Source organism: Streptomyces panacea (genome assembly GCF_040560175.1).
GTDB classification, from domain to species: Bacteria; Actinomycetota; Actinomycetes; order Streptomycetales; family Streptomycetaceae; genus Streptomyces; species Streptomyces panacea.
In genome coordinates, this window is record NZ_JARJHW010000002.1 from 119021 (window position 1) to 143738 (window position 24718).

A 24718-nucleotide genomic window follows, 5' to 3' on the forward strand; every position below is an offset into this window, starting at 1 on the left:
CGGGCCCGGGGCCGGAGGAGCTGGAACAGGCCGGCCTTTGCGGCCGAGCTGTGACATCCCCTAAGGGGACCCTGGGGGGCCCGCCGCAGGGTCTGTCCGCCTACGTGAGGAAGATCGACGTGCTGAAGGTGATCACCGGGCGCTCCGCCGTCTTCCCGCCCTTCCCCGACGGGTACAGCGCGATCAGATCCTTCTCCTCACCCTGGTGCGTGCGCGTCACGGTGAAGTCCGCCGACTCCAGGAGGTCGGTCGTGGGCTCGCCGTCCGTGCCCGGCAGCTTCGGCGCGGGCGGGAGTGCGACGGCCTTGAAGGTGTACGTGCGGCCCGCCTCGCCCGGTCCCCGGGGGCCGCCCAGCAGCAGCTTGCCCTTCGCGGCCTTGCCGGGCTCGTGGGTGCGGGTGGCGTGCACGAGGTCGTCGTAGCCGTCGCCGTCCGTGTCCGCCTTGCCCGTGGGGGCGTACAGGACCGGGCCGCCGCCGGGGATCGGGGCCGTCGCGGCCTTCGGGGCGCCCGCGCGGCTGAACGGGCCGCGCAGATAGCTGACCTGGCCCGCGCTGGCGGAGACGGCGAGGTCCGGTTTTCCGTCGCCGTCGAAGTCGCCGCACACCGGGTGGTCGGGCCAGTCGTCGCCGTAACGCGCCTTGGCGGGGATCTTCAGGACGACCGCCTTGCCCGTGATGCCGTCCGGGCCGCCGAAGAGGAGCTGGAGGGGCACGGGCGGGCGGCCGAGGCCGTCGTACGGAGGGTCCGTGCTCACGATCAGGTCGGCGAAGCCGTCCCCGTCCAGGTCGCAGGCCGCCGCCGCGTCGAAGGCGGCCGGCAGGACGCCGTCGGTGGCCGCGCCGTTGGCGGTGGGGCTCAGCGTCTGGCGTACGGCGGGGTCGACGCCGCGCGGTGAGCCGGAGCCGTACACGATGCCGATGCCCGCGTCGTCGCCCTGGATCGCGTCGGGGGCCTTGACCAGGTCGTTCAGGACGAGGTCGCGGTGGCCGTCGCCGTTGAAGTCGGCCGGGACCTCGCTGCCGTCGCCGCGCGGGACGGGGCGCTTCGGTACGGAGGCGCGGCCGGCGAGGGGCGCGGTGTCGCCGTTCTTGACCTCGCTGCCGCTGCCCGCCTTTCCGTCGGTGTCGGCCGAGCCGCCGCAACCGGTCAGCAGCAGGGCCAGCGCCGTACAGAGGCCGGCGCCGGTCATCACCGCCGTCGTCGCGCCGGTGCCACCGGTACGTATCCGCACGACCCCGTCCACCTCTCCAGTCCGGTCACAGTGACATTCGCTGCCACATGATGCTCCAGTTCGCGCGTCGCGGTAAGGAAACGGACCGATCGCGATCACGGGCCGATCGTCCCAAGAAAGGAAAAAGGCCGGACCCGCCCCCGAGGCAGGTCCGGCCGTGATCTTCCCAAGGAGGGCGTTACGTCGCCGGCTCCGGCTCCGGTTCGGCCGCGGGCTCCGGGGAGTCCTCCGGGTCCGCCGGCGTCCGTACCGAGTCGAGCAGCAACTGCGCCACGTCCACGACCTGGAGCGATTCCTTCGCCGAGCCGTCGTTCTTCTTGCCGTTGATCGAGTCGGTGAGCATCACGAGGCAGAACGGGCACGCCGTCGACACGATGTCCGGATTCAGCGAAAGCGCCTCGTCCACCCGCTCGTTGTTGATGCGCTTGCCGATCCGCTCCTCCATCCACATCCGCGCGCCGCCCGCGCCACAGCAGAAGCCGCGCTCCTTGTGGCGGTGCATCTCCTCGTTACGGAGGCCGGGAACCTTCGCGATGATCTCGCGGGGCGGTGTGTAGACCTTGTTGTGCCGGCCCAGGTAGCAGGGGTCGTGGTAGGTGATCAGACCCTCGACCGGGGTCACCGGGACCAGCTTCTCCTCGTCGACGAGGTGCTGGAGCAGCTGGGTGTGGTGGATGACCTCGTACTCGCCGCCGAGCTGCGGGTACTCGTTGGCGATCGTGTTGAAGCAGTGCGGGCAGGTCGCGACGATCTTCTTCGAGGACTTCGGCCGACGTGTCGACTCGTCCTCGTCGTCCTCGCCGTAGGCCATGTTCAGCATCGCCACGTTCTCCTGGCCGAGCTGCTGGAACAGCGGCTCGTTCCCGAGGCGGCGGGCCGAGTCGCCCGTGCACTTCTCGTCGCCGCCCATGATCGCGAACTTCACACCCGCGATGTGCAGCAGTTCGGCGAAGGCTTTCGTGGTCTTCTTGGCGCGGTCTTCGAGCGCGCCCGCGCAGCCGACCCAGTACAGGTAGTCGACCTCGGAGAGGTCCTCGACGTCCCGGCCGACGACCGGCACCTCGAAGTCGACCTCCTTCGTCCACTCCAGGCGCTGCTTCTTCTGCAGCCCCCAGGGGTTGCCCTTCTTCTCCAGGTTCTTGAGCATCGTCCCGGCCTCGGAGGGGAACGAACTCTCGATCATCACCTGGTAGCGGCGCATGTCGACGATGTGGTCGATGTGCTCGATGTCGACCGGGCACTGCTCGACGCACGCGCCGCACGTGGTGCAGGACCACAGCACGTCGGGGTCGATGACGCCGTTCTCCTCCAGCGTCCCGATCAGCGGGCGCTCGGCCTCCGCGAGGGCGGCGGCGGGCACGTCCTTCAGCGCCTCCTCGGACGCCTTCTCCTCGCCCTCCGCGGTCTTGCCGCCGCCGGCCAGCAGATACGGCGCCTTGGCGTGCGCGTGGTCGCGCAGCGACATGATCAGGAGCTTCGGCGAGAGCGGCTTGCCGGTGTTCCAGGCGGGGCACTGCGACTGGCAGCGACCGCACTCCGTGCACGTGGAGAAGTCGAGGATGCCCTTCCAGGAGAACTGCTCGACCTGCGAGACGCCGAAGACGTCGTCGTCTCCCGGGTCCTCGAAGTCGATCTCCTTGCCGCCCGACACCATCGGCCGGAGCGCGCCCAGCGCCGTACCGCCGTCGGACTCGCGCTTGAACCAGATGTTCGGGAAGGCGAGGAAGCGGTGCCAGGCGACGCCCATGGTGGTGTTGAGGCCCAGGGTGATCGCCCAGATCATCGTCACACCGAGCTTGATCATGGCGGTCAGGTAGACCAGGTTCTGCAGGGTGCCGAGGCTGAGTCCCTTGAAGGCCAGGACCAGCGGATACGAGACCCAGTACGCCGGGTCGTAGCTGTCGACGTGGTGCAGGGCGCCTTCGAGGCCACGCAGGATCAGGATCGCGAGGCCGATGGTGAGGATCACGTACTCGACGAAGTACGCCTGCCAGGCCGTGGAGCCGGCGAAGCGCGACTTGCGGCCGGCCCGCGAGGGCAGGTTCAGCAGCCGGATCGCCATCAGTACGAGGATGCCGAGGGTCGTGGCGAGCGCGATGAACTCGATGTAGATCTCGTACGGCAGGAAGGTGCCGATCCCCGGGATGATCCAGTCGGCCTGGAACAGCTGGCCGTACGCGTTGACGATCGTCAGCCCGAGCGTCAGGAAGCCGATGGCGACGAACCAGTGCGCGAAGCCGACGACGCCCCAGCGGTTCATCCGCGTGTGGCCGAGGAACTCCTTGGCCAGGGTGATCGTGCGCGCTCTGGGGTCGTCGGTGCGACTGCCGGCCGGGACGGGCGAGCCGAGCTTCACGAACCGGTAGATCTCGGCGCCGGCTCGGGCGATGAGCGCGACGCCGACCACGGTCAGCACCAGCGACACGATGATCGCGGCGAGTTGCATTGGGGGCTCCTCGGGCCTGCGAGGGTGGGAAGAACAGCACCACGGCGGTGGCTACTGCCAAGGGTGTTACTAAGCGGTAACTTAATCGGTTTGTGCTGAGGATACCCAGTTATCCCGCCGCACTGTAGCCGCGTGGCCGGTGATCTGTGTCGCTGAGGTGACCCTGAGCGGGGATCCGTGGTGCCGGGGCGTCCGTGCCGTACGGGGCTGCCGCGACGGCCGGGGTGCGGACGAGGATCGCCAGGTCGAGGCCGATCCAGTGGTGCTCCACGTAGTGCTGATCGAGCAGCGCGGGCTCGTCCCACGGCCACGGGGACCGGCGGCGCACCTGGGCGAGGCCGGTGAGGCCCGGCCGTACGAACTGCCGCCAGGGCGCGGCCGTCCTGGGGTCGCCGGGCGCCAGTGGCGCGGGGCCGACGAGGGACATCTCGCCCCGTACGACATGGGGCAGGCGCGACAGCAGGTCGAGCCGGTGGCGGCGGGTGGCCAGCGAGTGGACGGTGAAGACGCGGCCGTCCAGACCGACGCGGCGCTCGTGGGTGAAGGCGCCGCCGGGGTGCCGCGCGGAGAGCGTGAGGGTGACGGCGACGGCGGCCAGCAGGGGCGCCGTCAGCATCAGTAGGAGAGCGCCGAGCGTCAGGTCCAGCAGGCGCTTGGGGTCCAGATCCAGGTCCGGAACCATGGGGCCTCCCTGACCGTTGTAGGCGACATCGGGGCTTTTGCGTAACACTTGCCGACCGATGGTGTCGTAGGAGTGAAGAGAAGTTCCGAAGGCGCGCGGACCTGCGGGAACCGCGCCGTTTCCCGGTCGTTCCCGGAAATCGGGCCGCACGATAGTTGAGTCTGCTCGACTCAGCTCTGTTGACGGGTGAGGATCAGTCGTGCATCCTTGAGCCTGTTCCACTCAAGTCAGCTGGAGGAATCGAAATGGCACGTGCGGTCGGCATCGACCTGGGCACGACTAACTCCGTCGTCAGCGTTCTCGAAGGCGGCGAGCCCACCGTCATCACCAACGCCGAAGGCGCCAGGACCACGCCGTCCGTCGTCGCCTTCGCCAAGAACGGCGAGGTGCTCGTCGGAGAGGTCGCCAAGCGCCAGGCAGTCACGAACGTCGACAGGACCATCCGGTCGGTCAAGCGCCACATGGGCACCGACTGGAAGATCAATCTCGACGGCAAGGACTTCAACCCGCAGCAGATGTCCGCGTTCGTCCTTCAGAAGCTGAAGCGCGACGCGGAGTCCTACCTCGGTGAGAAGGTCGTGGACGCGGTCATCACCGTCCCGGCGTACTTCAACGACTCCGAGCGTCAGGCCACGAAGGAGGCCGGCGAGATCGCGGGCCTCAACGTCCTGCGTATCGTCAACGAGCCGACGGCCGCCGCGCTGGCGTACGGGCTCGACAAGGACGACCAGACAATCCTCGTCTTCGACCTCGGCGGCGGCACCTTCGACGTGTCGCTCCTGGAGATCGGTGACGGCGTCGTCGAGGTGAAGGCCACCAACGGTGACAACCACCTCGGTGGTGACGACTGGGACCAGCGTGTCGTCGACTACCTGGTGAAGCAGTTCGCCAACGGTCACGGCGTGGACCTGGCCAAGGACAAGATGGCTCTCCAGCGTCTCCGCGAGGCCGCGGAGAAGGCGAAGATCGAGCTGTCGTCCTCCACCGAGACCACGATCAACCTGCCGTACATCACGGCGTCCGCCGAAGGCCCGCTGCACCTGGACGAGAAGCTCACGCGCTCCCAGTTCCAGCAGCTGACGGCCGACCTGCTGGAGCGCTGCAAGACCCCGTTCCACAACGTCATCAAGGACGCCGGTATCGCGCTGTCCGAGATCGACCACGTGGTCCTGGTCGGCGGCTCGACGCGTATGCCCGCCGTCGCGGAGATCGTCAAGGAGCTCACCGGCGGCCGTGACGCCAACAAGGGCGTCAACCCGGACGAGGTCGTGGCCATCGGCGCCGCGCTCCAGGCCGGTGTCCTCAAGGGCGAGGTCAAGGACGTCCTGCTGCTCGACGTCACCCCGCTGTCTCTTGGTATCGAGACCAAGGGCGGCATCATGACCAAGCTCATCGAGCGCAACACGACGATCCCGACGAAGCGCTCCGAGATCTTCACGACGGCCGAGGACAACCAGCCGTCGGTGCAGATCCAGGTCTACCAGGGCGAGCGCGAGATCGCGGCGTACAACAAGAAGCTCGGAATGTTCGAGCTGACCGGTCTGCCGCCCGCCCCGCGCGGTGTGCCGCAGATCGAGGTCGCCTTCGACATCGACGCCAACGGCATCATGCACGTCGGCGCGAAGGACCTCGGCACCGGCAAGGAGCAGAAGATGACCGTCACCGGTGGCTCCTCGCTGCCGAAGGACGAGGTCAACCGGATGCGCGAAGAGGCCGAGCAGTACGCGGACGAGGACCACCGCCGTCGCGAGGCCGCCGAGACCCGCAACCAGGCCGAACAGCTCGTCTACCAGACGGAGAAGTTCCTCAAGGACAACGAGGACAAGGTCCCCGGTGACGTGAAGGAAGAGGTCGAGACCTCCATCGGCGAGCTGAAGGAGAAGCTCAAGGGTGAGGACACGGCCGAGATCCGCACGGCGACGGAGAAGGTCGCGGCCGTCTCGCAGAAGCTCGGCCAGGCCATGTACGCCAACGCGCAGGCCGACGGCGCCGGTAACGACGCCCCGGGCACGGAGCAGGCCGGTCCCGCCGGCGGCACCGACGGCGCGGACGACGTCGTGGACGCCGAGATCGTCGACGACGAGAAGCCCAAGAAGGACGGTGCCGCGTGACGGAGGAGACTCCGGGCTTCGAAGAGGAGCCCGACGTCCCTTCAGGCGCCACCCCCGAAGACGCCGCGCCGAAGGCCGCCGAGCCGGACTCCGCCAAGGAGCCGGGCCCGGCGGCCCCCCCGGCAGGGGACGTACAGCAGAACGCAACACAGACCGCACTGATCGCACAGCTGGACCAGGTCCGTACGGCGCTCGGTGAGCGCACGGCAGACCTCCAGCGGCTTCAGGCCGAGTATCAGAACTACCGCCGCCGGGTCGAGCGGGACCGGGTCACGGTCAAGGAGATCGCCATCGCGAGCCTCCTGACCGAGCTGCTGCCCGTGCTCGACGACATCGGGCGCGCCCGCGAACACGACGAGCTGGTCGGCGGGTTCAAGTCGGTGGCGGAATCGCTGGAGACGGTGGCCGCGAAGATGGGCCTCCAGCAGTTCGGCAAGGAGGGCGAGCCCTTCGACCCGACGATCCACGAGGCTCTGATGCACAGCTACGCGCCGGATGTCACCGAGGACACGTGCGTCGCGATCCTGCAGCCTGGGTACCGGTTCGGCGAGCGGACCATCAGGCCCGCGCGCGTCGCCGTGGCGGAGCCCCAGCCGGGGGCCCAGCCCGGGGAGAAGGCATCGAGCGCCGACGAGCCGGACACGGACGAGGAGAGCGGTGGCCCGGACGAGGGCTGACGTGGACTCGGCGGTACGGACAGGCAGTACGCATGGCAGGCAGTACGCATGCGGTACGCATGACGGGCAGTGAGGAGGGACGTCGGGAATGAGTACCAAGGACTTCGTGGAGAAGGACTACTACAAGGTTCTCGGCGTCCCCAAGGACGCCACCGAGGCCGAGATCAAGAAGGCGTACCGGAAGCTCGCCCGCGAGTTCCACCCGGACGCCAACAAGGGTGACGCCAAGGCCGAGGAGCGCTTCAAGGAGATCTCCGAGGCCAACGACGTGCTCGGCGACCCCAAGCGGCGCAAGGAGTACGACGAGGCGCGCTCGCTCTTCGGCAACGGGGGCGGCTTCCGGGCCGGCCCCGGCGCCGGCGGCGGCGGGTCCTTCAACTTCGACCTGGGCGACCTCTTCGGAGGCGGGCCCCAGGGCGGCGGCGGAGGGACGCAGGGCGGCCAGGGCGGCGCCGGCGGCTTCGGCGGCGGACTCGGGGACGTGTTCGGCGGCCTCTTCAACAGAGGCGGTCCCGGCACCGGTACACGCACACAGCCGCGCCGCGGCCAGGACATCGAGTCCGAGGTGACGCTCAGCTTCACCGAGGCGGTCGACGGGGCCACGGTCCCGCTGCGGATGTCCAGCCAGGCGCCCTGCAAGGCGTGTTCGGGCACCGGCGACAAGAACGGCTCGCCGCGGGTCTGCCCGACCTGCGTCGGCACCGGACAGGTGTCGCGCGGCACGGGCGGCGGCTTCTCGCTGACCGACCCGTGCGTGGACTGCAAGGGCCGTGGGCTGATCGCCCAGGACCCCTGCGACGTCTGCAAGGGCAGCGGTCGTGCCAGGTCCTCGCGGACCATGCAGGTCCGCATCCCGGCGGGCGTCAGCGACGGCCAGCGGATCCGGCTGCGCGGCAAGGGCGCTCCCGGCGAGCGCGGCGGTCCGGCCGGCGATCTGTACGTGGTCGTCCACGTCGGCGCGCACCCGGTCTTCGGCCGCAAGGACGACAACCTCACCGTCACGGTGCCGGTCACCTTCGTGGAGGCGGCGCTCGGCGGCGAGGTCAAGGTCCCGACGCTGGGCGGTCCCGCCGTCACCCTGAAACTGCCCGCGGGCACGCCCAACGGCCGTACGATGCGCGCCCGGGGGAAGGGTGCCGTACGCAAGGACGGCACCCGTGGCGACCTCCTGGTCACCGTCGAGGTGGTCGTCCCCCAGGATCTCGGCGCCGAGGCTCGTGACGCGCTGGAGTCCTACCGGAAGGCGACCGTGGGGGAGAACCCGCGGGACGAGCTGTTCCAGGCAGCGAAGGGAGCGTGACTCCAATGGACGGGGTCGGGCGGCGTCGACCGCACTCATCGTTCAACCGGGCCTACGAACTGACCGAAGAGTCGCCGGTGTACGTCATCTCGGTGGCGGCCCAGCTGTCCGGGCTGCACCCGCAGACGCTGCGCCAGTACGACCGGCTGGGCCTGGTCTCGCCGGACCGTACGGCGGGCCGCGGCAGGCGTTACTCGGCGCGCGACATCGAACTGCTCCGCCAGGTGCAGCAGTTGTCGCAGGACGAGGGCATCAACCTGGCCGGTATCAAGCGCATCATCGAGCTGGAGAACCAAGTCGCGGCGCTCCAGGCGCGCGTCGCCGAACTCGGCGCGGCGGTGGACGGCGCGGCGGCGGCGCTGCGCCAGCGCGAGGCCCAGGTCCACGCGTCGTACCGGCGGGACCTGGTGCCGTATCAGGACGTCCAGCAGACGAGCGCGCTGGTGGTGTGGCGGCCGAAGCCGAAGCTGTCGTCGGACTAGTCGGACCAGTCGGACGAGGGCGCGTCCGACGGTAGGACCTGACACAGGAGGGCCCGTTGCCTCCCGGAGAGATCCGGGAGGCAACGGGCCCTCCTCTGCTTGTCTCCCTTGTTGATCTGTTTGCCCCGTTCTGCACCCACCGCTTTGTGCAATGCAGCAAGATGACGGTGTTGAAGCAACAGTTACTGAGCGATCGTTTGCCATGGCTGCGCGTCACGAACTGCCAGTCGTGGCCACCGTCTTCGCAGAGCGAAAGGGCATCCGTCTTGAGGAAGAGATCCATCGGCCGAATCTCACTGATCCTCTCAACGGCGTGTGCCGCGCTGTTGCTTCCCATCAGCCCGGCCAACGCCTACGTCACCTCGTCGTGGAGCGGTGGGCGTCCTGCATGAAGGACCGCGGATGTCAGGTGAACACGGTCTGGGACACGGCCGACGTGGCCGGTGCGGAGGGGGAGACGGCCGACCAGGCCGAGATCGAGGTGGCGACGGCCGAGGTCGACTGCGAGCAGGAGACCGGGCTCGTCAAGGTCTGGTTCGCCGAGGAGACGACCATTCAGAAGCGACTCGTCGAGGAGAATCAAGAAGCCCTCAAGGGCGCCGAGTCACAGTTGGACAAGACCCTGGAGAAGGCCGCTGAGGTCAGCAGAAGCGCCCTTCGGTGACTTCTCCAGCAACGGACCTGCCATGGGAGGGCTGGGCTCCTCGGCCGTAGGAACGCGCCGACGCGGCAGCTTGAACCGCCTTTGAACGTGCGCGGTCGATCGCAGGTGGGAGAGATCCGGCCGCGAGCCGTCTTCAGCACGCCGGTCACGACTGCCGATGACGGCTCCCCCGGTATGCGCCCGCCCGTTCCGAGCGATCGGCGAATGGAACCACGGACGAACCGCTGCGAGTACGCGGTACCCCGGCGCTGCGGCCTGCCCGCAGACCGGGGCACAGTCGGTGCCGCACGCGGGCCACGGGCCGTCGCCCGCTGCGTCGAACAGTCGCCGACTCCTCATCCCACATGCCAGGAGGCACTTCCTTGAGACGGGTCAACAGACTCAGATCTGCCCGTATCGCGCTCAGTTGCGCGATCGCAACCGCCCTGTCCATAGGGGCGGCAACACAGTCGCATTCCGTCCCGCAGCAACCGACGCCTCCACCTGGCGCGGCCCAAGGCTGGTCCGATCCCCCCGCCTCCCCGACGGGGGCGGACAAGGACCGTGTTCCGGTCGAGCAGCGCGGCAAGGTGCTCGGCGCCGGCTACGCCAAGTCGTCCGATACCGCGTGGACCACTATCGGAGACGCCACCGGCTTCCACCTGCTTATCGCCGACGAGGCGGACGGCTACCGCTGGAAGACCGCCGCCTCCCTTGCCGAACCAGCGTTCTCCGACACCGACACCTGGATCGGCAACGCGTGCGTCACCGCCTCCGGTGATCGCGCACTCGTCGCCTACGCGCCGCGCACGTTCACCAACAAGCCCGACTTGATGGCCCGAGGCGCGTTCACGGCCACCGTCGATCTGACCACGGGCTCCGTGACGAAGCTGCCGTACCAGGCGAGCCTCGCCTACTTCTCACCGGGCTGTGGCGACGGCGAGCAGGCTGTTCTGTCGCAGTTCACCGACGAAGAGGCGTCGGACAGGAACGAGACGCGCCTGATCAGCATCGATACCCGTACCGGCGACACATCCATGTCGGTCACGATGAAGGGGCAGATCACCTCCGCGGTTCCGACCCGCGACGGTATCGTCGCGGCACAGAGCAACGCGATCGTCAGGATCGGTGAAAGCGGAACGTCCAGCCTGATCACGCGTACGGAGAACACCCCCTTCAACCTGTCCGTCACGAAGGACGGCGGACTCGCCTTCCTGGACCGCCGGAACGGCGGCAAGGCCGCCAAGGGCGGGAACTCCTCCGCCTCCGAGGCCGCATCCGCCGGCCAGATGTCCACGGTCAAGTACCTGAGTGGCGCTCAGGTCAAGAGAGAAGAGACAAAGGCCCGCACGGTCGCCGAGGGCAAGTTGACCGGCATGGACCTGGCCCGCGCCGCCGACGGAAGCGCGATCATCACCGGCGGAGCGAAAAGCCTCGGAGACCTGCCTGAGTACGTACGGAACCCGGGTGGCATCGACAAGGACGCCATCGCGTCCACCAAGGGCCGGGCCCTTGTGAGTGCCGCGTGGGCCGACGGCAAGGACACCCGGGTCCGCGAGTCCGAGTACGACACGGCGCGCACGGCCCGTATCGAGCTGCACCATCTACCCACCGGCAGCGACCCGGTGTTCGAGGCAAATCCGGCGGCGTCCCCCGTCAGCCCCGAACCGGCCGATGGGTCGGACAGTTCCCCAGCTCTCGGCGCCTCCCCCGCCGGGGGTGGTGGCAGCACGGGCACCGGCAAGGCGACGCGGCTGGACATTTCCGAGCCGGAGTCGGAGCGCACCTGCGCCGTGGAACGGGGCAACCCGCAGAAGCAGGCGTTCCAGCCGAAGCCGCGGCAGATCGAGTGGGCCGTGAACCGGGCCATCGAAGGCACCATGGACGGCCATGTCTCCCGGCCGGCCAACTGGAAAAACATGGGCATGGGCGCCTACCGACCCCAGTCCCTGATCGGCGGCCTCACCCCCCTCGCCGGAGGCGGGCGTATCCCGGCACAGATATTCCTCGGCATCACCGCCCAGGAGTCCAACATGTGGCAGGCCACCCGCTTCGCCGCACCAGGCACCACCGCCAACAGCCTCATTGGCAACTACTACGGGCTCAAGCACGACGAGCACGGCCAGGTCGATGATCCCTGGGCCATCAACTGGAGGGCTGCGGACTGCGGTTACGGCATCACGCAGGTCACCGACGGCATGCGCCTGCCCGGCAAACCGTACGAAGAAGGGGACGTTCGGCCGTCCAAGCCGCGCGCGTACCAGGACGCCGTCGCATTGGACTACACCGCAAACGTTGCCGCAGGCGTGAACATTCTCGCCGAGAAGTGGAACACGACTCGCGACGAGGGCCTCACCGTCAACAACGGTGATCCGAAGGGCCTTGAGAACTGGTTCTTCGCTCTGTGGGCCTACAACTCCGGCTACTATTCCAAGGCCGACGTCGGGAAGAACGATGGCAAATGGGGCGTTGGCTGGGCCAACAACCCCGCCAACCCGACGTACAAGCCCAACCGCACTCCGTTCCTGGAGAGCGCCCAGGGCAGTGACGACTACTCCCATGCCGCGAAGCCGCAGTACTGGCCGTACCCGGAGAAGGTCATCGGCTGGGCCGCACGCCCGCTGGAGGCCCTTGAGGCACCGGGCACGCTCGTCCACGGTTACCGGCCCGCGTGGTGGACCGAACCCCGCCACCGCACCACAGCCAAGCCGCCAATCGATCTTTTCTGCGGCAGCTCCAACGAGTGCGATCCTTCGAAGATCAAGGAAGGCGCATCGAACGATTCCCCCCAGCAGGGGCCGTGTCAGAATTCGGACTGGATGTGCTGGTGGAACGGCAAGGTCGAGTGGAAGAAGTGCGAGAGCGATCAGTGCGGATTCGAGCTGTTCCGCTTCAACAACACCTATCCGGAAGAGGCGGACGGCAATTCCCACCCGCCGCGATGCAACTCAGGACTCCCGATCGGTACGGCGATCGTTGACAACGTGAACACCGGTCAGCGGCTCGCGGGCGCCGACTTCCGGCGATGCTCGGACACCGCGCAGTCCTCCGGATCGTTCAAGTTCGACTTCGCTTCGGCCTCGGCGAAAATGGATACCCATCAACTCGGCGTGGGGTACGGCAACCACGTCTGGTTCTCCACCACGCGCAAGGCGGCCTCAGCGGAAGCGGCCAGACTGAAAGCCACCGGTACATGGACCGGCCCCAGTTCTGTCCAGGGCTGGACTCGAGTCCTGGTCCACATGCCGAACGTCGCCGCAAGGTCCCAGCAAGCGAAGTACACGGTCTCGGGCACCAACGCCTCCTCTCCTCCGCACCGTGTCGCCCCACAGCGCATCCGCAGCAACGAGTGGCGGTCGCTCGGCGTCTTCAACTTCACGGGAACCCCATCGGTGGCCCTGTCCAACATCACCGAAGAGGGAGTGGGGGTGGACATCGCCTGGGATGCCGTCGCCTTCCAGAAGCTCGCGTCCAAGCCGACTCAGGTGGTTGCCATGGGGGACTCCTTCGCCTCCGGTGAAGGAGCCGACACGGCCGACGGCAAGGACTACTTCCGCGAGACGGACTACAAGGAGGACATCGGTTCGGACGAGGTGAACAACAAGTGCCATCGTTCCAAGGAGGCGTGGATCCGGCAGGCGACCCTCCCCGGCAAGTCCAGCTCGATCGGTGAGATCTCCGACTCGTACGGGAATGTGGATCTGAGCTTCGTCGCCTGCTCGGGTGCCCGCACCTACCAGATGTGGTCAGGGGGATCGAAGCAGGGCAACTCGCTGCCGCAGATGGACCTCGGCTATCTCGACGCGAACACCGATCTCGTCACGGTCACCGTTGGCGGCAACGACTCCCTGTTCACCGACGTGTTCTCGGAATGCGTGTTCCTGGCCGGATTGAAGCTCTGTCAGGACGCCGAGATCGAGAAGTCGAACCCGGACACGGGTACCAAGACCGGCGAGATGACCGGACCGCTCAAGACCTTTCTACCGAAGTGGATCACTGAGCAGACCAAGCCCCGCATCATCAAGGTTCTCAATCAGGTCAAAGACCTTGCGCCCAATGCCAAGATTCTACTGGTCGGCTACCCCAAGCTCCTGGCAGCCAACGGCAGTTGCATACCTGGCATCGGCACCGAAGAGGCCCCATGGCTGAACGACGAGATCTCCCCCCACCTGACCAGGGAGATGGCGGCCGCAGCGGCGGCAGTCGGCGCCACGTTCGTCGACCCCGAACCGGACTTCAAGGGCAAGGCGATATGTGGTGACCCCGAGTCGATCCATGCGATCGTCACCGGGGGCAAGTCCGAGGCGGACAACTCTGGGGTGCTGCCCTCGATGAAGTCGTTCCACCCAAAGATCAGCGGAGCCAGGCTCTACGCCAATGCCCTGGAGCGCGCGCTGTAACTTCGCGCCCAGGTAAGTGACCGACCACAGGGGACCGGTGGGCCTCGACGCAAACGCGTCGGGGCCCGCCGGGCCGTACCGGGCAAGGATCCTCTTCATGAATTACTTGCGACACGTCAAAGGCGGGGTCACTGTCGCCGCCGCAACCGCCGCTTGCCATGGCCTCATGTCCGCCGGTTACACCGGTGCCCGCGGCGCCGCGGCCGACAGTGACGCCGGAGCATTCGCCGGATCCGTCGAGTTCCTGCTCACCACGGCGGCATCGTGGGCTCTCCTGCCGTTCCTGCTGTGGGCGGGTATGCGTTTGGCAGGTGAGACCGGCAACGTCGTACTCGTCCTCGTCGGCGGGTTGGTCTGGTTCGGGGTCTCCGGCTACTTCATCGACGACATCGACTCCACGGGTGGCCATATACCGATCCCCGTCCTCGTCGCGTACGTTCTCCTCGGTGCGGCACTGGCCGGGGTCAGTACCGACACGAAGAGCGACTGACGACCGCGAAGCCGGGCCGGCCGGGGTGTCGGCTCACGGGTGGGTGTTCGCCCCGGGTTCGACCAGGCCGGAGTGGACGAGCAGGATGCCGAGGTGGGTGCGGCTGGAGGCGTTGAGTGCTTGCATCAGTTTGGCTATGTGGGAGCGGCAGGTGCGGACGCTGATGCCCATCTTGCGGGCGACCATCTCGTCGCTGGTGCCCTCGGCCAGGAGGCGGGCGATGCCGCGCTGGACGGGGGTGACCGGGGTCCGGGCGGACGTCGGGGTCAGATGCTCCGTCAGTGGCGTGCCGTGCGCCCACAGCACGTCGTACATCTGGACGAGATAGGTGACCAGGGCGGGGTGCCGGATCTCCAGGGCGGTCGTCCGTTCGGCGTTGGCAGGGATGAGTGCCATTTCGCGATCGATGATGATCAGACGTTCGATGGTCTGCTCGACGGTGCGTACTTCTATCCGGTCGGTCGGCACACGCGTTATGTAGTCCTTGAGGTGCGGGTTGTATCGGGCCGGGTGCTGGTAGATGTGGCGAAGCCGGGCGCCGCGCTCGATGGCGGCCATCGAGTTGTTGAGTCCTTGTACCAGGCTCGACTTTGTTCGGTTGCCGCCGGGCTGCGCCGTCAGGATTTCCGACGTGGCGTTGGCTGACGCCTCTTTCAGAACGGAGTTGATGAGCGGGATTCCTTCGAGGACCGTGATGGAGAGGTTGGGGTCGTCACTCGCGACGGTCGTCAATGGTGCCAGGGAGTCGGCCAGGGCGGTTGTGAGCCGTATGCGTTCGTGGATCTCTCGTGTGATGGGCAGTAGCAGATGCGCCAGTGCGGCCGACGGGGGTGCGGGGTGTAGCCAGGAGGGGGCCCTGGGGTCCGGGTGCAGCAGCGCCATGTCGATCAGGCATGGGGCTGCGGCCACCTCGTCGCGCTTGATCCCGCTGTTGCGCAAGGCCTCCGTGTAGAGCCGGATTCCCGCGGCGCACAGCTCGCGGTCGCTGTGCGGATGGTTCTTCTTCTCTGGGTCTCCGGCCATTTGGCACCTCGCTTTCTGCAGTGCAGCAAGATGGCGGTCGTGGAATTCTGGTGTCGGGCTTGAACGAGGTTGGCCGTCCGTGGTGATGGAGAAGTAGAGGCGGCCTCTGAGCTGCAACGACAGGGCTTGCTGACACGACGCTTTCCCGGTGGAAGACACTAGCGGGTCCTACCCCTCGACGCTGCTGGTTTGCGCTCCGTAACGCCGGCGCCGATGAACCCCCAAGTGCGGTCCTGGGGCCGGGATCTGCCGGGCGGGCGGCCGGTCACCCACGGCCGGATGGTGTGGTGTCACTTCACCGCCCGTTGGCCCCTGGACCGACGTCATCACCTGGACCATCGGGCCTTCCCGCGCCCTTCATCGATTCGGTCCATTATGACCCATTCTGCACCCACCGTTTTGTGCAGTGCATCAATATGACGGTGTTGAAGCAACGGCTACTGAGCGATGGTTGGCCATGGCTGCGAGTCACGAACTGCCAATCGTGCCAAATGTCTTCGAAGGGTCAAAGAAGACAGCCGGCTGGGTAAAGCCGTGCGTCATGAAGCGTATGAGAATCTGGAGGGGAAATGGCGAGGAATAATTTCACTGCGGTGTCTCTGGTGGGCATCGTCTTGGTGGGCGGAATTTCGTTCGCAGGGCCCGCTGCCGCCTCAGAGAGCGATTGCGTAGATCCCGTTGCCAGTAGTCGCGCAATTGATCTGCCCGGCCTGAAGCCGGACACGCTGGTCTCTGTCGAGCAGTGCCTCGAACTTCAGGGTGCCACCGTTCAGGCCAGCAGCTCCCTGGTGTGGCAGATTCTCGACGACGTCGTACAGGACCGCGGCAAGCGATTCACTTCTTTCAAGGTCACCAACCGCCTGGAAACCCGCCTTGCGCCGGGGGAGGTACCTCGCAGTGTCACCACCAAGACGTGCGACTTCACAGCGCAACTGAACGCGGCCTGGTCGAACTCCGTCGCCATCGAGTGCGCGGCGCCGGCCGCCGCGTACAACTCGGAGCAGTCCTGGGCCTCAGGGGCCACGGTGGTGTACGACCTTGAGGGCGACGGGAAGGGCGCTGTCACCTGGGAGATCGCCAGTGCGCCACTGATCCGTGGTTGAGCGTCGGTCTGCCAGTTGGTTGGGCCTTGAGTAGCTGGACAACCGGCAGCGAGGCCGCGCCGCGTTGTTCAGCCCAGGGACTGGTTTCATGAGGTGGGGAGGTGTCGTCCTGATCAGGGACGGCGCCTCCCCAATGAGTGTGAAACGGCGAGGTGTTCAGCGGATTTCGTAGGGGCTGTCCGTTTCGGGTTCGACCAGGCCGGAGTGGACGAGCAGGGCGCCGAGGTGGGTGCGGCTGGAGGCATTGAGTGCTTGCATCAGTTTGGCTATGTGGGAGCGGCAGGTGCGGACGCTGATGCCCATCTTGCGGGCGACCATCTCGTCGGTGGTTCCCTCGACGAGGAGCTTGGCGATGCTCTGCTGGACCGGAGTCACCAGTGCGTCGCGAGAAGCGACTTCGAGATGTTCCGTCATGGGCGTGGCCATTGACCACAACACTTCGTACGTCCGGACGAGGTAGGCGACGACAGCAGGATGCCGGATCTCCAGGGCGGTCGTCCGTTCGGAGTCGCCCGGGATGAAGGCGACTGAGCGGTCGACGATGATCAGGCGTTCGATGGTCTGCTCGACTGTGCGTACCTCAAGCTTCCCGGTGGGGACGTGCTCCAAGTACTCCTTGACGTACGGCCGATACCGGGACGAGTGCTGGTACAGGTGCCGGACCTGGGCGCCCCGTTCGATCGCCCCCAGGGACCGGCTTCTTCCACGCAGCATGGCTTTACGTGGGCGACTGCTGCCGGGCTGAACCGTCCACACCTCTTTCGTCGCGAGGGCGACCGCGTCGCCGACCGCGGCGTCGATCACCGACTTGCCCTCGATGACGGTGATGGCGAGGTTGGGATCCTCGGCGACGACGGCTGTCAGCGGCGCGAGTGAGTGGACCAGGGAGGCGGTGCGCTCCACTCGCTCGTTTATCTCGCGCGTGATGGGCTGGAGGAGATGCGTCAGGGCCGCCGACGGTGGCAGCGGACGCATCCACGCCGGGTCCTGGGGATCGGAGTGGAGCAGAGCCATGTCGACGAGGCAGGGTGTCGGCGACAGGTCGGCGCGCGGTATCCGGCCCTTGCGGAGCGCCTCCGTGTAGAGGCGGATCGCCTCGTCGCACAGTTCCCGATCGTCGTGTGGATGCGTGGACTTTGGTCTGGTTCCTGCCACTTGAGTACCCCCCTTTTCTGCAATGCAGGAAGATGGTGGTGGTGGGATTCCAACTAGTCGGGGATCGTCGTTGGTGGTTGGGAGTAGCCAGCTCCCTGATCACATCCCGGCCGTGGCCGCTCTCCCCCCGATGCGGTCACGGCCACCCTCTCTCGGCATGGCTGTCAGTGGTCCTGGTCCAGGATCCCCGACTGGGCGATGAGATAGCCGAGTTGGGCCCGGCTGCCACTGCCGAGCGTGGTGTTGAGCTTGGCGATGTGCGCGCGGCAGGTGCGGACGTTCATTCCGAGGCGGCGGGCGATCGCCTCGTCCACGTGGCCGTCGACCAGGAGTTTGGCGATGGAGCGCTGGGTGCTGGTGATGCCGTCGATCTCGGGCGCGTACGACAACTGCTCGTCCCAAGGGGTGCCGTGGAGCCAGAACTGCTCGAAGACACCGACGAGGTACTGGACAAGACCCTCGTGGCGCAGTTCCAGCGCGATCAGACGGTCGCTGCGGGCCGGTACGAAGGCCACTTTGCGGTCGACGATGATCAGGCGCTCGATGATCTCCTCAAGGGTCCGTACCTCCACCCCGTAGGGGCCTACTCGCTCCACGTAGGCCAGCGTGGACGGGTGGTGGCGGGCCGTGTGTTGGTACAGGGTGCGCATCTTCACCCCCCTGCTGGTCAGGGGGCGCACCCTGCGGAGAGCCTCCTCCAGGACGTCCGGCGTGCGCCCGCTGCCCGGCTGGACGGTCAGCAACTCCTCGTTGCATTCGGCGGTGACGCGGTCCAGCGTGGAGTTGATGAGACTCAGCCCCTCGAGCACGGTGATCGCGTGCGTCGTCGAGGGGTCCACGGCCGAGAGGGTCATGAACGGTTCGAACGTGTCGGCGAGCAAAATGGCCAGCTGTCGACGCTCCTGGATCTCACGCTCGATGGGGTGTGTGAGCTGGTTGAGCGCGATCGCCGGCGGTACGGGCCGGAGCCACTGGGACTCGTCGGGGTCCGGGCGTAGCAGGGCCAAGTCGAGCAGGCAGGGCGCCCCTTCCGCCTCTGACCGGGACAGCCGCCCATGGCGCAAAGCTGCCGCGTAGAGGTTTTTACCCGCTTCGCACAGTTCGCCAGGCCCATGATCATGCCCCGTATTGCCCTGATCTGACTTCATATGCCACCCCCTCAGGGTCCTGAATTACAGGAACATGATGCCCGTGCTTGCTGGTGGAAGCGTTCAGAGTGAGCCATCGTCTTACTCGCGGGGGGAGGGATGATGATCAGAATGGGGTGGAGATCTTCTATGAAGAGGATGGTTCGCGCGCTTTGCGTACTTGCGTTCGCGGCAGCGGCGGCGAGTGTTCTCGTGGTCAACGGTGACCTCTCGGCTGATGCCGGGTCGGCGTCGGTGACCGCACTGCCCACCGAGCCCTCGTGGAGCGGCAGCGCACCGGTGGACCTGGGCGCATGACCGTCCCGCCGGACGACAGGGTCTTTCGGCGTGAGATGGCCTCGGCCTACCGGTCCGGATGGCACTTCATCGATCTCGTCACGGCGATCCCTCACCGTGGTGACTCGCTGATGGTCACCCTGTTCGGAGAGCCCGTGGTCGTCGTCCGTGAGGAGGACGAGGACGTCCGTGCCTACCGGTGTCTGAGGAAGCCTCGGGGGGCGCCGCAGCCCGTACGCTGCGCGATTCGGTACGACATGATTTTCGTCAATCTTGACCAGCGTGACCATCAGCTGGTCGAACCACAGACCATTTCCGCCACCCCCCGCAGTGCCTGAGCGATTCCCCCGTCGCAGTAGATCGCTCCGGCACTTCCCCCACACAGCGGCGCCATCGTGGACCTGAAACGCGATGGCGCCGCTGTGCTGCCCGCGTCCGGGTCGGCCCGGTCGCGCGCCGGGTGGTGGTGGCGTTCGCGATGGGCGGGTCATCCTCTGCCGAGCGTGCGGTCGACGGCGATCTCGATGACGATCCGGTCCGGGTTGGGCCCCGGCACGCGCTCGTAGCGGGCCGCGTAACGGCCTACGGCGTCCGCCACCCGATCGGCCTCCGTGCGCACCGTGGCGAGGCCCTCAAGCGTCGCCCAGCGCCCCCCGTGGACCTGACAGACCGCGACCCGCCCTCCGTCGGCACCCGCCGCCAGGATGTTGGCGACCTTGGTGGAGTGCTTGCCGGTGATGACACGTGCCAACCGGGTCTCCGGCTCGTACGTCACCCCTACCGGCACCACATGCGGTGTGCCGTCCGGCCGGAGTGTGGTCAGGGTGCACAGGTGGCGCTCCCGCCAGAAGGCGAGATAGTCGGCGTCGGGATCGCGTACGTCTTGGGTCATGCCGGAAGAATAGGCGCGTAATGGCCTCGAAGGTGTGGCGCGGCGGGAGTTGGTCGGTGCCGTCCGGTGCGTGTCCGTCGTGCGTGAGCCATGCTTGAGTGGAATAGACTCAACTTTGCGTACGTCGGGTGGGTCAGGTTCTTACGGGACGGACCCCGCGCCAAGGAGGAGAGACCGCACGTGGACGCCGAGCTGACGAACAAGAGCAAGGCCGCGCTCAACGCCGCCACCGACCGCGCGGTGACGGCGGGCCATGCCGACCTGACCCCCGCGCACCTGCTCCTCGCGCTGCTCGAGGGCGAGGACAACGAGAACATCACCGACCTGCTCGTCGCGGTGGACGCCGACCAGGCTGAGGTACGGTCCGGGGCGGAGCGCCTGCTGGCCGCGCAGCCCAGCGTCCGAGGCACCACCGTCGCGCCGCCGGCGCCCGACCGCGCGCTGCTCGCCGTCATCTCCGACGGTGCCAGGCGGGCGAAGAAGCTCGGTGACGACTACCTCTCGACCGAGCACCTGCTCATCGGCATCGCGGCCGAGGGCGGCAAGGCCGGCGAGGTGCTGGACCGGCAGGGGGCCGGTGCGAAGAAGCTGCTGGCCGCGTTCGAGAAGGCAAGGGGAGGACGCCGGGTGACCACACCCGACCCGGAGGGTCAGTACAAGGCCCTGGAGAAGTTCGGCACCGACTTCACGGCCGCCGCGCGCGAGGGCAAGCTGGACCCGGTCATCGGCCGCGACCAGGAGATCCGCCGCGTGGTGCAGGTGCTGTCGCGCCGTACCAAGAACAATCCCGTACTGATCGGCGAGCCCGGCGTCGGCAAGACGGCCGTCGTGGAAGGGCTCGCGCAGCGCATCGTCAAGGGCGACGTGCCGGAGTCCCTGAAGAACAAGAAGCTGGTCTCCCTCGACCTGGGCGCGATGGTCGCGGGCGCCAAGTACCGCGGCGAGTTCGAGGAACGGCTGAAGACCGTCCTGTCCGAGATCAAGGACAGCGACGGGCAGATCATCACCTTCATCGACGAGCTGCACACCGTCGTGGGCGCGGGCGCCGGCGGCGACTCCGCCATGGACGCGGGCAACATGCTGAAGCCCATGCTGGCCCGCGGCGAGCTGCGCATGGTCGGCGCGACGACCCTGGACGAGTACCGCGAGCGCATCGAGAAGGACGCCGCGCTGGAACGGCGCTTCCAGCAGGTGCTGGTCGCCGAGCCGAACGTCGAGGACACGATCGCGATCCTGCGCGGCCTCAAGGGCCGGTACGAGGCGCACCACAAGGTGCAGATCGCGGACGCCGCGCTGGTCGCCGCCGCCGCGCTCTCCGACCGCTACATCACCTCGCGTTTCCTGCCGGACAAGGCCATCGACCTCGTCGACGAGGCAGCGTCCCGCCTCCGTATGGAGATCGACTCCTCGCCCGTCGAGATCGACGAGCTGCAGAGGACGGTCGACCGCCTCCGTATGGAGGAGATGGCGCTGAAGAACGAGTCGGACGCCGCGTCCAAGCAGCGTCTGGAGAAGCTGCGCCGCGACCTCGCCGACCGCGAGGAGGAGCTGCGCGGGCTCGACGCGCGCTGGCAGAAGGAGAAGCAGGGCCTCAACCGTGTCGGTGAGCTGAAGGAGAAGCTGGACGAGCTGCGCGGACAGGCGGAGCGCGCGCGGCGCGACCAGGACCTCGACACCGCGTCCAAGCTGCTGTACGGCGAGATCCCCGCCGTGGAGCAGGAGTTGGCGGCGGCGGCCGAGGCGGAGGAAGAAGCCGCCAAGGACACCATGGTCAAGGACGAGGTGGGCGAGGACGACATCGCCGACGTCGTCGGATCGTGGACCGGGATCCCGGCCGGGCGGCTGCTGGAGGGCGAGACGCGCAAGCTCCTCCGTATGGAGGGCGAGCTGGGCCGCCGGCTGATCGGGCAGACCGAGGCGGTCGAGGCGGTCTCGGACGCGGTACGGCGCTCCCGCGCGGGCATCGCGGACCCGGACCGGCCCACCGGCTCGTTCCTGTTCCTCGGACCGACCGGGGTCGGCAAGACCGAACTTGCCAAGGCGCTGGCCGACTTCCTCTTCGACGACGAGCGGGCCATGGTCCGCATCGACATGAGCGAGTACGGCGAGAAGCACTCCGTCGCGCGCCTGGTCGGGGCGCCGCCCGGTTACGTCGGCTACGAGGAGGGCGGCCAGCTCACCGAGGCCGTCCGCCGCAGGCCGTACAGCGTGGTCCTGCTGGACGAGGTCGAGAAGGCGCACCCGGAGGTCTTCGACATCCTGCTCCAGGTCCTCGACGACGGGCGTCTCACCGACGGCCAGGGCCGGACGGTGGACTTCCGCAACACCATCCTGATCCTCACGTCGAACCTCGGCAGTCAGTACCTGGTCGACCCGATCCCCTCGGCGGAGACGAAGAAGCGGCAGGTCCTGGAGGCCGTACGGACCTCGTTCAAGCCGGAGTTCCTGAACCGGCTGGACGATCTCGTGGTCTTCTCGGCCCTCTCCAAGGAGGAGCTGGCCCGGATCGCCGACCTCCAGATCGCCCTCCTCGCCAAGCGCCTGGCGGACCGCCGCCTCACCCTGGACATCACTCCGGAGGCGCTGGCCTGGCTCGCCGACAAGGGCAACGACCCGGCGTACGGCGCACGGCCGCTGCGCCGGCTGATCCAGACGGCGATCGGCGACCGGCTGGCGAAGAAGATCCTCGCGGGCGAGGTCGTGGACGGCGACACGGTGCGGGTGGAGCGGGCGGGGGACGGGCTGACCGTGGGACCGGCGACGGCTGGGCGGGAGCCGGAGGCGCTTTCTTTGGAGAAGACGCCGTAGCAACCCGCGTCCGGGCATCGGAGGCCCGTCACCGACGCGGTGGCGGGCCTCCACCCGATTGTCGACGGGGTGCAGGGTTTCCGGCGGGGGATCGCGGCTAGGGTCGTTGTCAGACAACGGCATGCCATCCTCAGGAGAATGCAGCGATGACCATCGACCCGTCCTCGATTCCGAACTTCGGGGCCCAGCCCCAACCGCAGGCTGCGGGAGGGGCGGGCCCTGTCGTCCCCGACCAGGATCTGGTCAAGCAGCTCCTCGATCAGATGGAGCTGAAGTACGTCGTCGACGACGAGGGTGACCTCGCGGCGCCGTGGGAGGAATTCCGCACGTACTTCATGTTCCGCGGCGAGGACGACCAGCAGGTCTTCTCGGTGCGGACGTTCTACGACCGGCCGCACGCCCTTGAGGACAAGCCGAAGATCCTCGACGCGATCGACGACTGGAACCGCCGCACGCTGTGGCCCAAGGTCTACAGCCACGTGCACGAGGAGGAGGACGGCCCCACGACCGTCCGGCTCATCGGCGAGGCCCAGATGCTGATCGGTACCGGGGTCAGCCTGGAGCACTTCGTGTCCTCGACCGTCAGCTGGGTGCGGGCGTCGATCGAGTTCGACAAGTGGATCGTGGAGACCTTCGGGCTGACGCCCGCGGAGGAGAAGCCCGCGGAGGAGAAGCCGGCCGACGAGGCCTGAGCCAGGTCGGCCTGCGCCGGGTCGGGCGGTTCCCTGCCACAGCGGGCCCTGCCTACAGCGGCATCGGCGCCAGCGTCAGCAGGTACGTCCCGTAGCAGCACGACAGCCCGGCGAGGGCCGCGATCAGTACGATCGCGGCCCTCGGCCGGGCTTTCGCGAGCGCGCACGCGAGCGGGAGCAGCAGCGGGAACGCGGGCAGCAGGAAGCGCGGCTTGGACTCGAAGAAACCGCCGCCGCCGACCGTGATCAGCAGCAGGACGCCCGCGTACACGAGCAGGGGCAGCGGCGGGCGGTTCTCCCGGTCCAGCACGAGCATCGCGAAGAGCAGCACGGCGGCGCCGACGATCAACGCCGTACCGGTGGTGGCGAGTTCGGCGGGCCGCAGGACGATGTCCCGTACGTTGCCCAGGGCGTCGGCGCCGAAGTCGAAGCGGGACCTCCAGCCGCTCTGCACGGTGAAGTAGCCGGCGAGCGGATCACCGACGCGTACGCCGACCCAGAGCAGGTAGCCGCCCCAGCCGAGCGGCGCGACGACGGCCGCCGCCCAGATCCGCCAGGGGGCGTGCGCGCGGCGCTTCCACAGTTCGTACGCCACCGCGACGCACACCGCCGCGGCGACGGCGACCCCGTTGGGCCGGGCCAGGCCCGCGAGCGCGGCCAGCGAACCCGCCCACAGCCAGCGGCCGGTGAGTACCGCGTACAGGGCGAAGGCGGCGAAGGCGGTGAGCAGCGGTTCCGTGTACGCGATGGAGAACACGACCGAGTGGGGCAGCAGGCCCCACAGGAGCACGAGGAGGGCGGCGGTGGTCCGGCCGTGGAGGCGTTCGCCGAGCAGGTGGATACCGAAGGCTGCGGCAGCGGCGGCGGCCCAGGAGATCAGCAGGGCGGCGGTGCCGCCGCCGATCGGGAACACGGTGGTGACCGCGCGGACGAGACCGGGGTAGAGCGGGAAGAACGCGAGGTCGCTGTGGACGGCGCCGTCGCTGAAGTGGAGCGTGTGGCCGTAGCCCTGCGCCGCGATCCGCGTGTACCAGGTGGAGTCCCAGGTGTGGGTGAGGAGTTGGCCCGGAGAACGGCCGATGTGCTCGGCCCACAGCCACAGGGCCAGCAGCCCGGTGAGCCGGGCGGCGGCGAACAGCCCGAGCGCGGGGGCGGC

Annotated in this window: 19 protein-coding genes; 11 read left to right on the forward strand and 8 right to left on the reverse strand. The window is 67.8% G+C overall.

All coding sequences use genetic code 11. From position 1 onward, the window contains the following. Positions 1–100 precede the first annotated feature (100 nt). The 3 genes from P3L51_RS01295 to P3L51_RS01305 all read right to left on the reverse strand — a co-directional run bounded on the left by P3L51_RS01295 (position 101) and on the right by P3L51_RS01305 (position 4362). Positions 101–1192 carry an FG-GAP repeat domain-containing protein gene (locus tag P3L51_RS01295; protein WP_354603125.1) on the reverse strand — a complete coding sequence of 364 codons (1092 nt, stop codon included), beginning with the start codon at positions 1190–1192 and terminating at the stop codon, positions 101–103. Positions 1193–1412: 220 nt separating this feature from the next. Continuing rightward, positions 1413–3680 carry a heterodisulfide reductase-related iron-sulfur binding cluster gene (locus P3L51_RS01300; protein ID WP_354603104.1) on the reverse strand — a complete coding sequence of 756 codons (2268 nt, stop codon included), beginning with the start codon at positions 3678–3680 and terminating at the stop codon, positions 1413–1415. A 109-nt stretch (positions 3681–3789) separates the two neighbouring features. Next, entirely contained in the window at positions 3790–4362 is a 573-nt protein-coding gene (locus P3L51_RS01305; RefSeq protein ID WP_354603105.1) for a sugar transferase, read from the reverse strand. Positions 4363–4607: 245 nt separating this feature from the next. Here P3L51_RS01305 and dnaK point away from each other — a divergent pair, with 245 nt between their 5' ends. The 7 genes from dnaK to P3L51_RS01340 all read left to right on the forward strand — a co-directional run bounded on the left by dnaK (position 4608) and on the right by P3L51_RS01340 (position 14465). After that, positions 4608–6473 (forward strand): molecular chaperone DnaK, encoded by a 1866-nt coding sequence (dnaK, locus tag P3L51_RS01310; protein WP_354603106.1) that lies wholly within the window; start codon positions 4608–4610, stop codon positions 6471–6473. Beyond that, positions 6470–7150 carry a nucleotide exchange factor GrpE gene (gene grpE, locus P3L51_RS01315; RefSeq protein WP_354603107.1) on the forward strand — a complete coding sequence of 227 codons (681 nt, stop codon included), beginning with the start codon at positions 6470–6472 and terminating at the stop codon, positions 7148–7150. Before dnaK ends, grpE begins: the two co-directional genes overlap by 4 nt. A gap of 88 nt (positions 7151–7238) precedes the next feature. Further along, the gene (gene dnaJ, locus P3L51_RS01320; protein WP_354603108.1) at positions 7239–8450 is read left to right on the forward strand and encodes a molecular chaperone DnaJ; all 1212 of its coding nucleotides are present in this window, start codon (positions 7239–7241) and stop codon (positions 8448–8450) included. 5 nt (positions 8451–8455) lie between these two features. Next, the gene (locus tag P3L51_RS01325; RefSeq protein WP_354603109.1) at positions 8456–8932 is read left to right on the forward strand and encodes a heat shock protein transcriptional repressor HspR; all 477 of its coding nucleotides are present in this window, start codon (positions 8456–8458) and stop codon (positions 8930–8932) included. Between the two features lie 409 nt (positions 8933–9341). After that, positions 9342–9596 (forward strand): hypothetical protein, encoded by a 255-nt coding sequence (locus tag P3L51_RS01330; RefSeq protein ID WP_354603110.1) that lies wholly within the window; start codon positions 9342–9344, stop codon positions 9594–9596. Positions 9597–10165: 569 nt separating this feature from the next. Then, the gene (locus P3L51_RS01335) at positions 10166–13975 is read left to right on the forward strand and encodes a GDSL-type esterase/lipase family protein (RefSeq protein WP_354603111.1); all 3810 of its coding nucleotides are present in this window, start codon (positions 10166–10168) and stop codon (positions 13973–13975) included. Between the two features lie 166 nt (positions 13976–14141). Then, complete coding sequence (locus tag P3L51_RS01340) at positions 14142–14465, forward strand: hypothetical protein (protein WP_354603112.1); 324 nt, start codon at positions 14142–14144, stop codon at positions 14463–14465. Positions 14466–14498: 33 nt separating this feature from the next. Here P3L51_RS01340 and P3L51_RS01345 read toward each other — a convergent pair whose 3' ends face one another. Continuing rightward, a complete protein-coding gene (locus P3L51_RS01345) occupies positions 14499–15488 on the reverse strand; it encodes a helix-turn-helix transcriptional regulator (RefSeq protein ID WP_354603113.1) in 990 nt (329 codons plus the stop codon). 602 nt (positions 15489–16090) lie between these two features. Here P3L51_RS01345 and P3L51_RS01350 point away from each other — a divergent pair. Next, the gene (locus tag P3L51_RS01350; RefSeq protein ID WP_354603114.1) at positions 16091–16591 is read left to right on the forward strand and encodes a hypothetical protein; all 501 of its coding nucleotides are present in this window, start codon (positions 16091–16093) and stop codon (positions 16589–16591) included. Between the two features lie 156 nt (positions 16592–16747). Here P3L51_RS01350 and P3L51_RS01355 read toward each other — a convergent pair whose 3' ends face one another. Both P3L51_RS01355 and P3L51_RS01360 read right to left on the reverse strand, forming a co-directional pair. Beyond that, entirely contained in the window at positions 16748–17746 is a 999-nt protein-coding gene (locus tag P3L51_RS01355; RefSeq protein WP_354603115.1) for a helix-turn-helix transcriptional regulator, read from the reverse strand. Between the two features lie 164 nt (positions 17747–17910). Continuing rightward, a complete protein-coding gene (locus P3L51_RS01360) occupies positions 17911–18894 on the reverse strand; it encodes a helix-turn-helix transcriptional regulator (RefSeq protein WP_354603116.1) in 984 nt (327 codons plus the stop codon). Between the two features lie 293 nt (positions 18895–19187). Between P3L51_RS01360 and P3L51_RS01365 the strand changes: the two genes are divergently transcribed. Next, complete coding sequence (locus P3L51_RS01365; RefSeq protein WP_023539836.1) at positions 19188–19508, forward strand: Rieske (2Fe-2S) protein; 321 nt, start codon at positions 19188–19190, stop codon at positions 19506–19508. A 149-nt stretch (positions 19509–19657) separates the two neighbouring features. Here P3L51_RS01365 and P3L51_RS01370 read toward each other — a convergent pair whose 3' ends face one another. Then, entirely contained in the window at positions 19658–20062 is a 405-nt protein-coding gene (locus P3L51_RS01370) for a pyridoxamine 5'-phosphate oxidase family protein (protein WP_354603117.1), read from the reverse strand. 180 nt (positions 20063–20242) lie between these two features. Here P3L51_RS01370 and clpB point away from each other — a divergent pair, with 180 nt between their 5' ends. Together clpB and P3L51_RS01380 are read left to right on the forward strand one after the other, a co-directional pair. Next, a complete protein-coding gene (gene clpB / locus P3L51_RS01375; protein WP_354603118.1) occupies positions 20243–22870 on the forward strand; it encodes an ATP-dependent chaperone ClpB in 2628 nt (875 codons plus the stop codon). A gap of 146 nt (positions 22871–23016) precedes the next feature. Then, a complete protein-coding gene (locus P3L51_RS01380; RefSeq protein ID WP_354603119.1) occupies positions 23017–23562 on the forward strand; it encodes a YbjN domain-containing protein in 546 nt (181 codons plus the stop codon). Positions 23563–23614: 52 nt separating this feature from the next. Here P3L51_RS01380 and P3L51_RS01385 read toward each other — a convergent pair. Further along, the coding region (locus P3L51_RS01385; RefSeq protein WP_354603120.1) for a putative hexosyltransferase at positions 23615–24718 on the reverse strand (1104 nt) is incomplete at its 5' end.

Excerpts from the sequence above, each read along its gene's own strand:
- P3L51_RS01345 (WP_354603113.1), bottom strand. The coding sequence starts at position 15,488 with ATGGCCGGAGACCCAGAGAAGAAGAACCATCCGCACAGCGACCGCGAG.
- P3L51_RS01325 (WP_354603109.1), top strand. The coding sequence starts at position 8,456 with ATGGACGGGGTCGGGCGGCGTCGACCGCACTCATCGTTCAACCGGGCC.
- P3L51_RS01295 (WP_354603125.1), bottom strand. The coding sequence starts at position 1,192 with ATGACCGGCGCCGGCCTCTGTACGGCGCTGGCCCTGCTGCTGACCGGT.
- P3L51_RS01300 (WP_354603104.1), bottom strand. The coding sequence starts at position 3,680 with ATGCAACTCGCCGCGATCATCGTGTCGCTGGTGCTGACCGTGGTCGGC.
- dnaJ (WP_354603108.1), top strand. The coding sequence starts at position 7,239 with ATGAGTACCAAGGACTTCGTGGAGAAGGACTACTACAAGGTTCTCGGC.
- P3L51_RS01305 (WP_354603105.1), bottom strand. The coding sequence starts at position 4,362 with ATGGTTCCGGACCTGGATCTGGACCCCAAGCGCCTGCTGGACCTGACG.
- P3L51_RS01380 (WP_354603119.1), top strand. The coding sequence starts at position 23,017 with ATGACCATCGACCCGTCCTCGATTCCGAACTTCGGGGCCCAGCCCCAA.
- P3L51_RS01360 (WP_354603116.1), bottom strand. The coding sequence starts at position 18,894 with ATGAAGTCAGATCAGGGCAATACGGGGCATGATCATGGGCCTGGCGAA.
- P3L51_RS01340 (WP_354603112.1), top strand. The coding sequence starts at position 14,142 with ATGTCCGCCGGTTACACCGGTGCCCGCGGCGCCGCGGCCGACAGTGAC.
- P3L51_RS01365 (WP_023539836.1), top strand. The coding sequence starts at position 19,188 with ATGACCGTCCCGCCGGACGACAGGGTCTTTCGGCGTGAGATGGCCTCG.
- P3L51_RS01370 (WP_354603117.1), bottom strand. The coding sequence starts at position 20,062 with ATGACCCAAGACGTACGCGATCCCGACGCCGACTATCTCGCCTTCTGG.
- dnaK (WP_354603106.1), top strand. The coding sequence starts at position 4,608 with ATGGCACGTGCGGTCGGCATCGACCTGGGCACGACTAACTCCGTCGTC.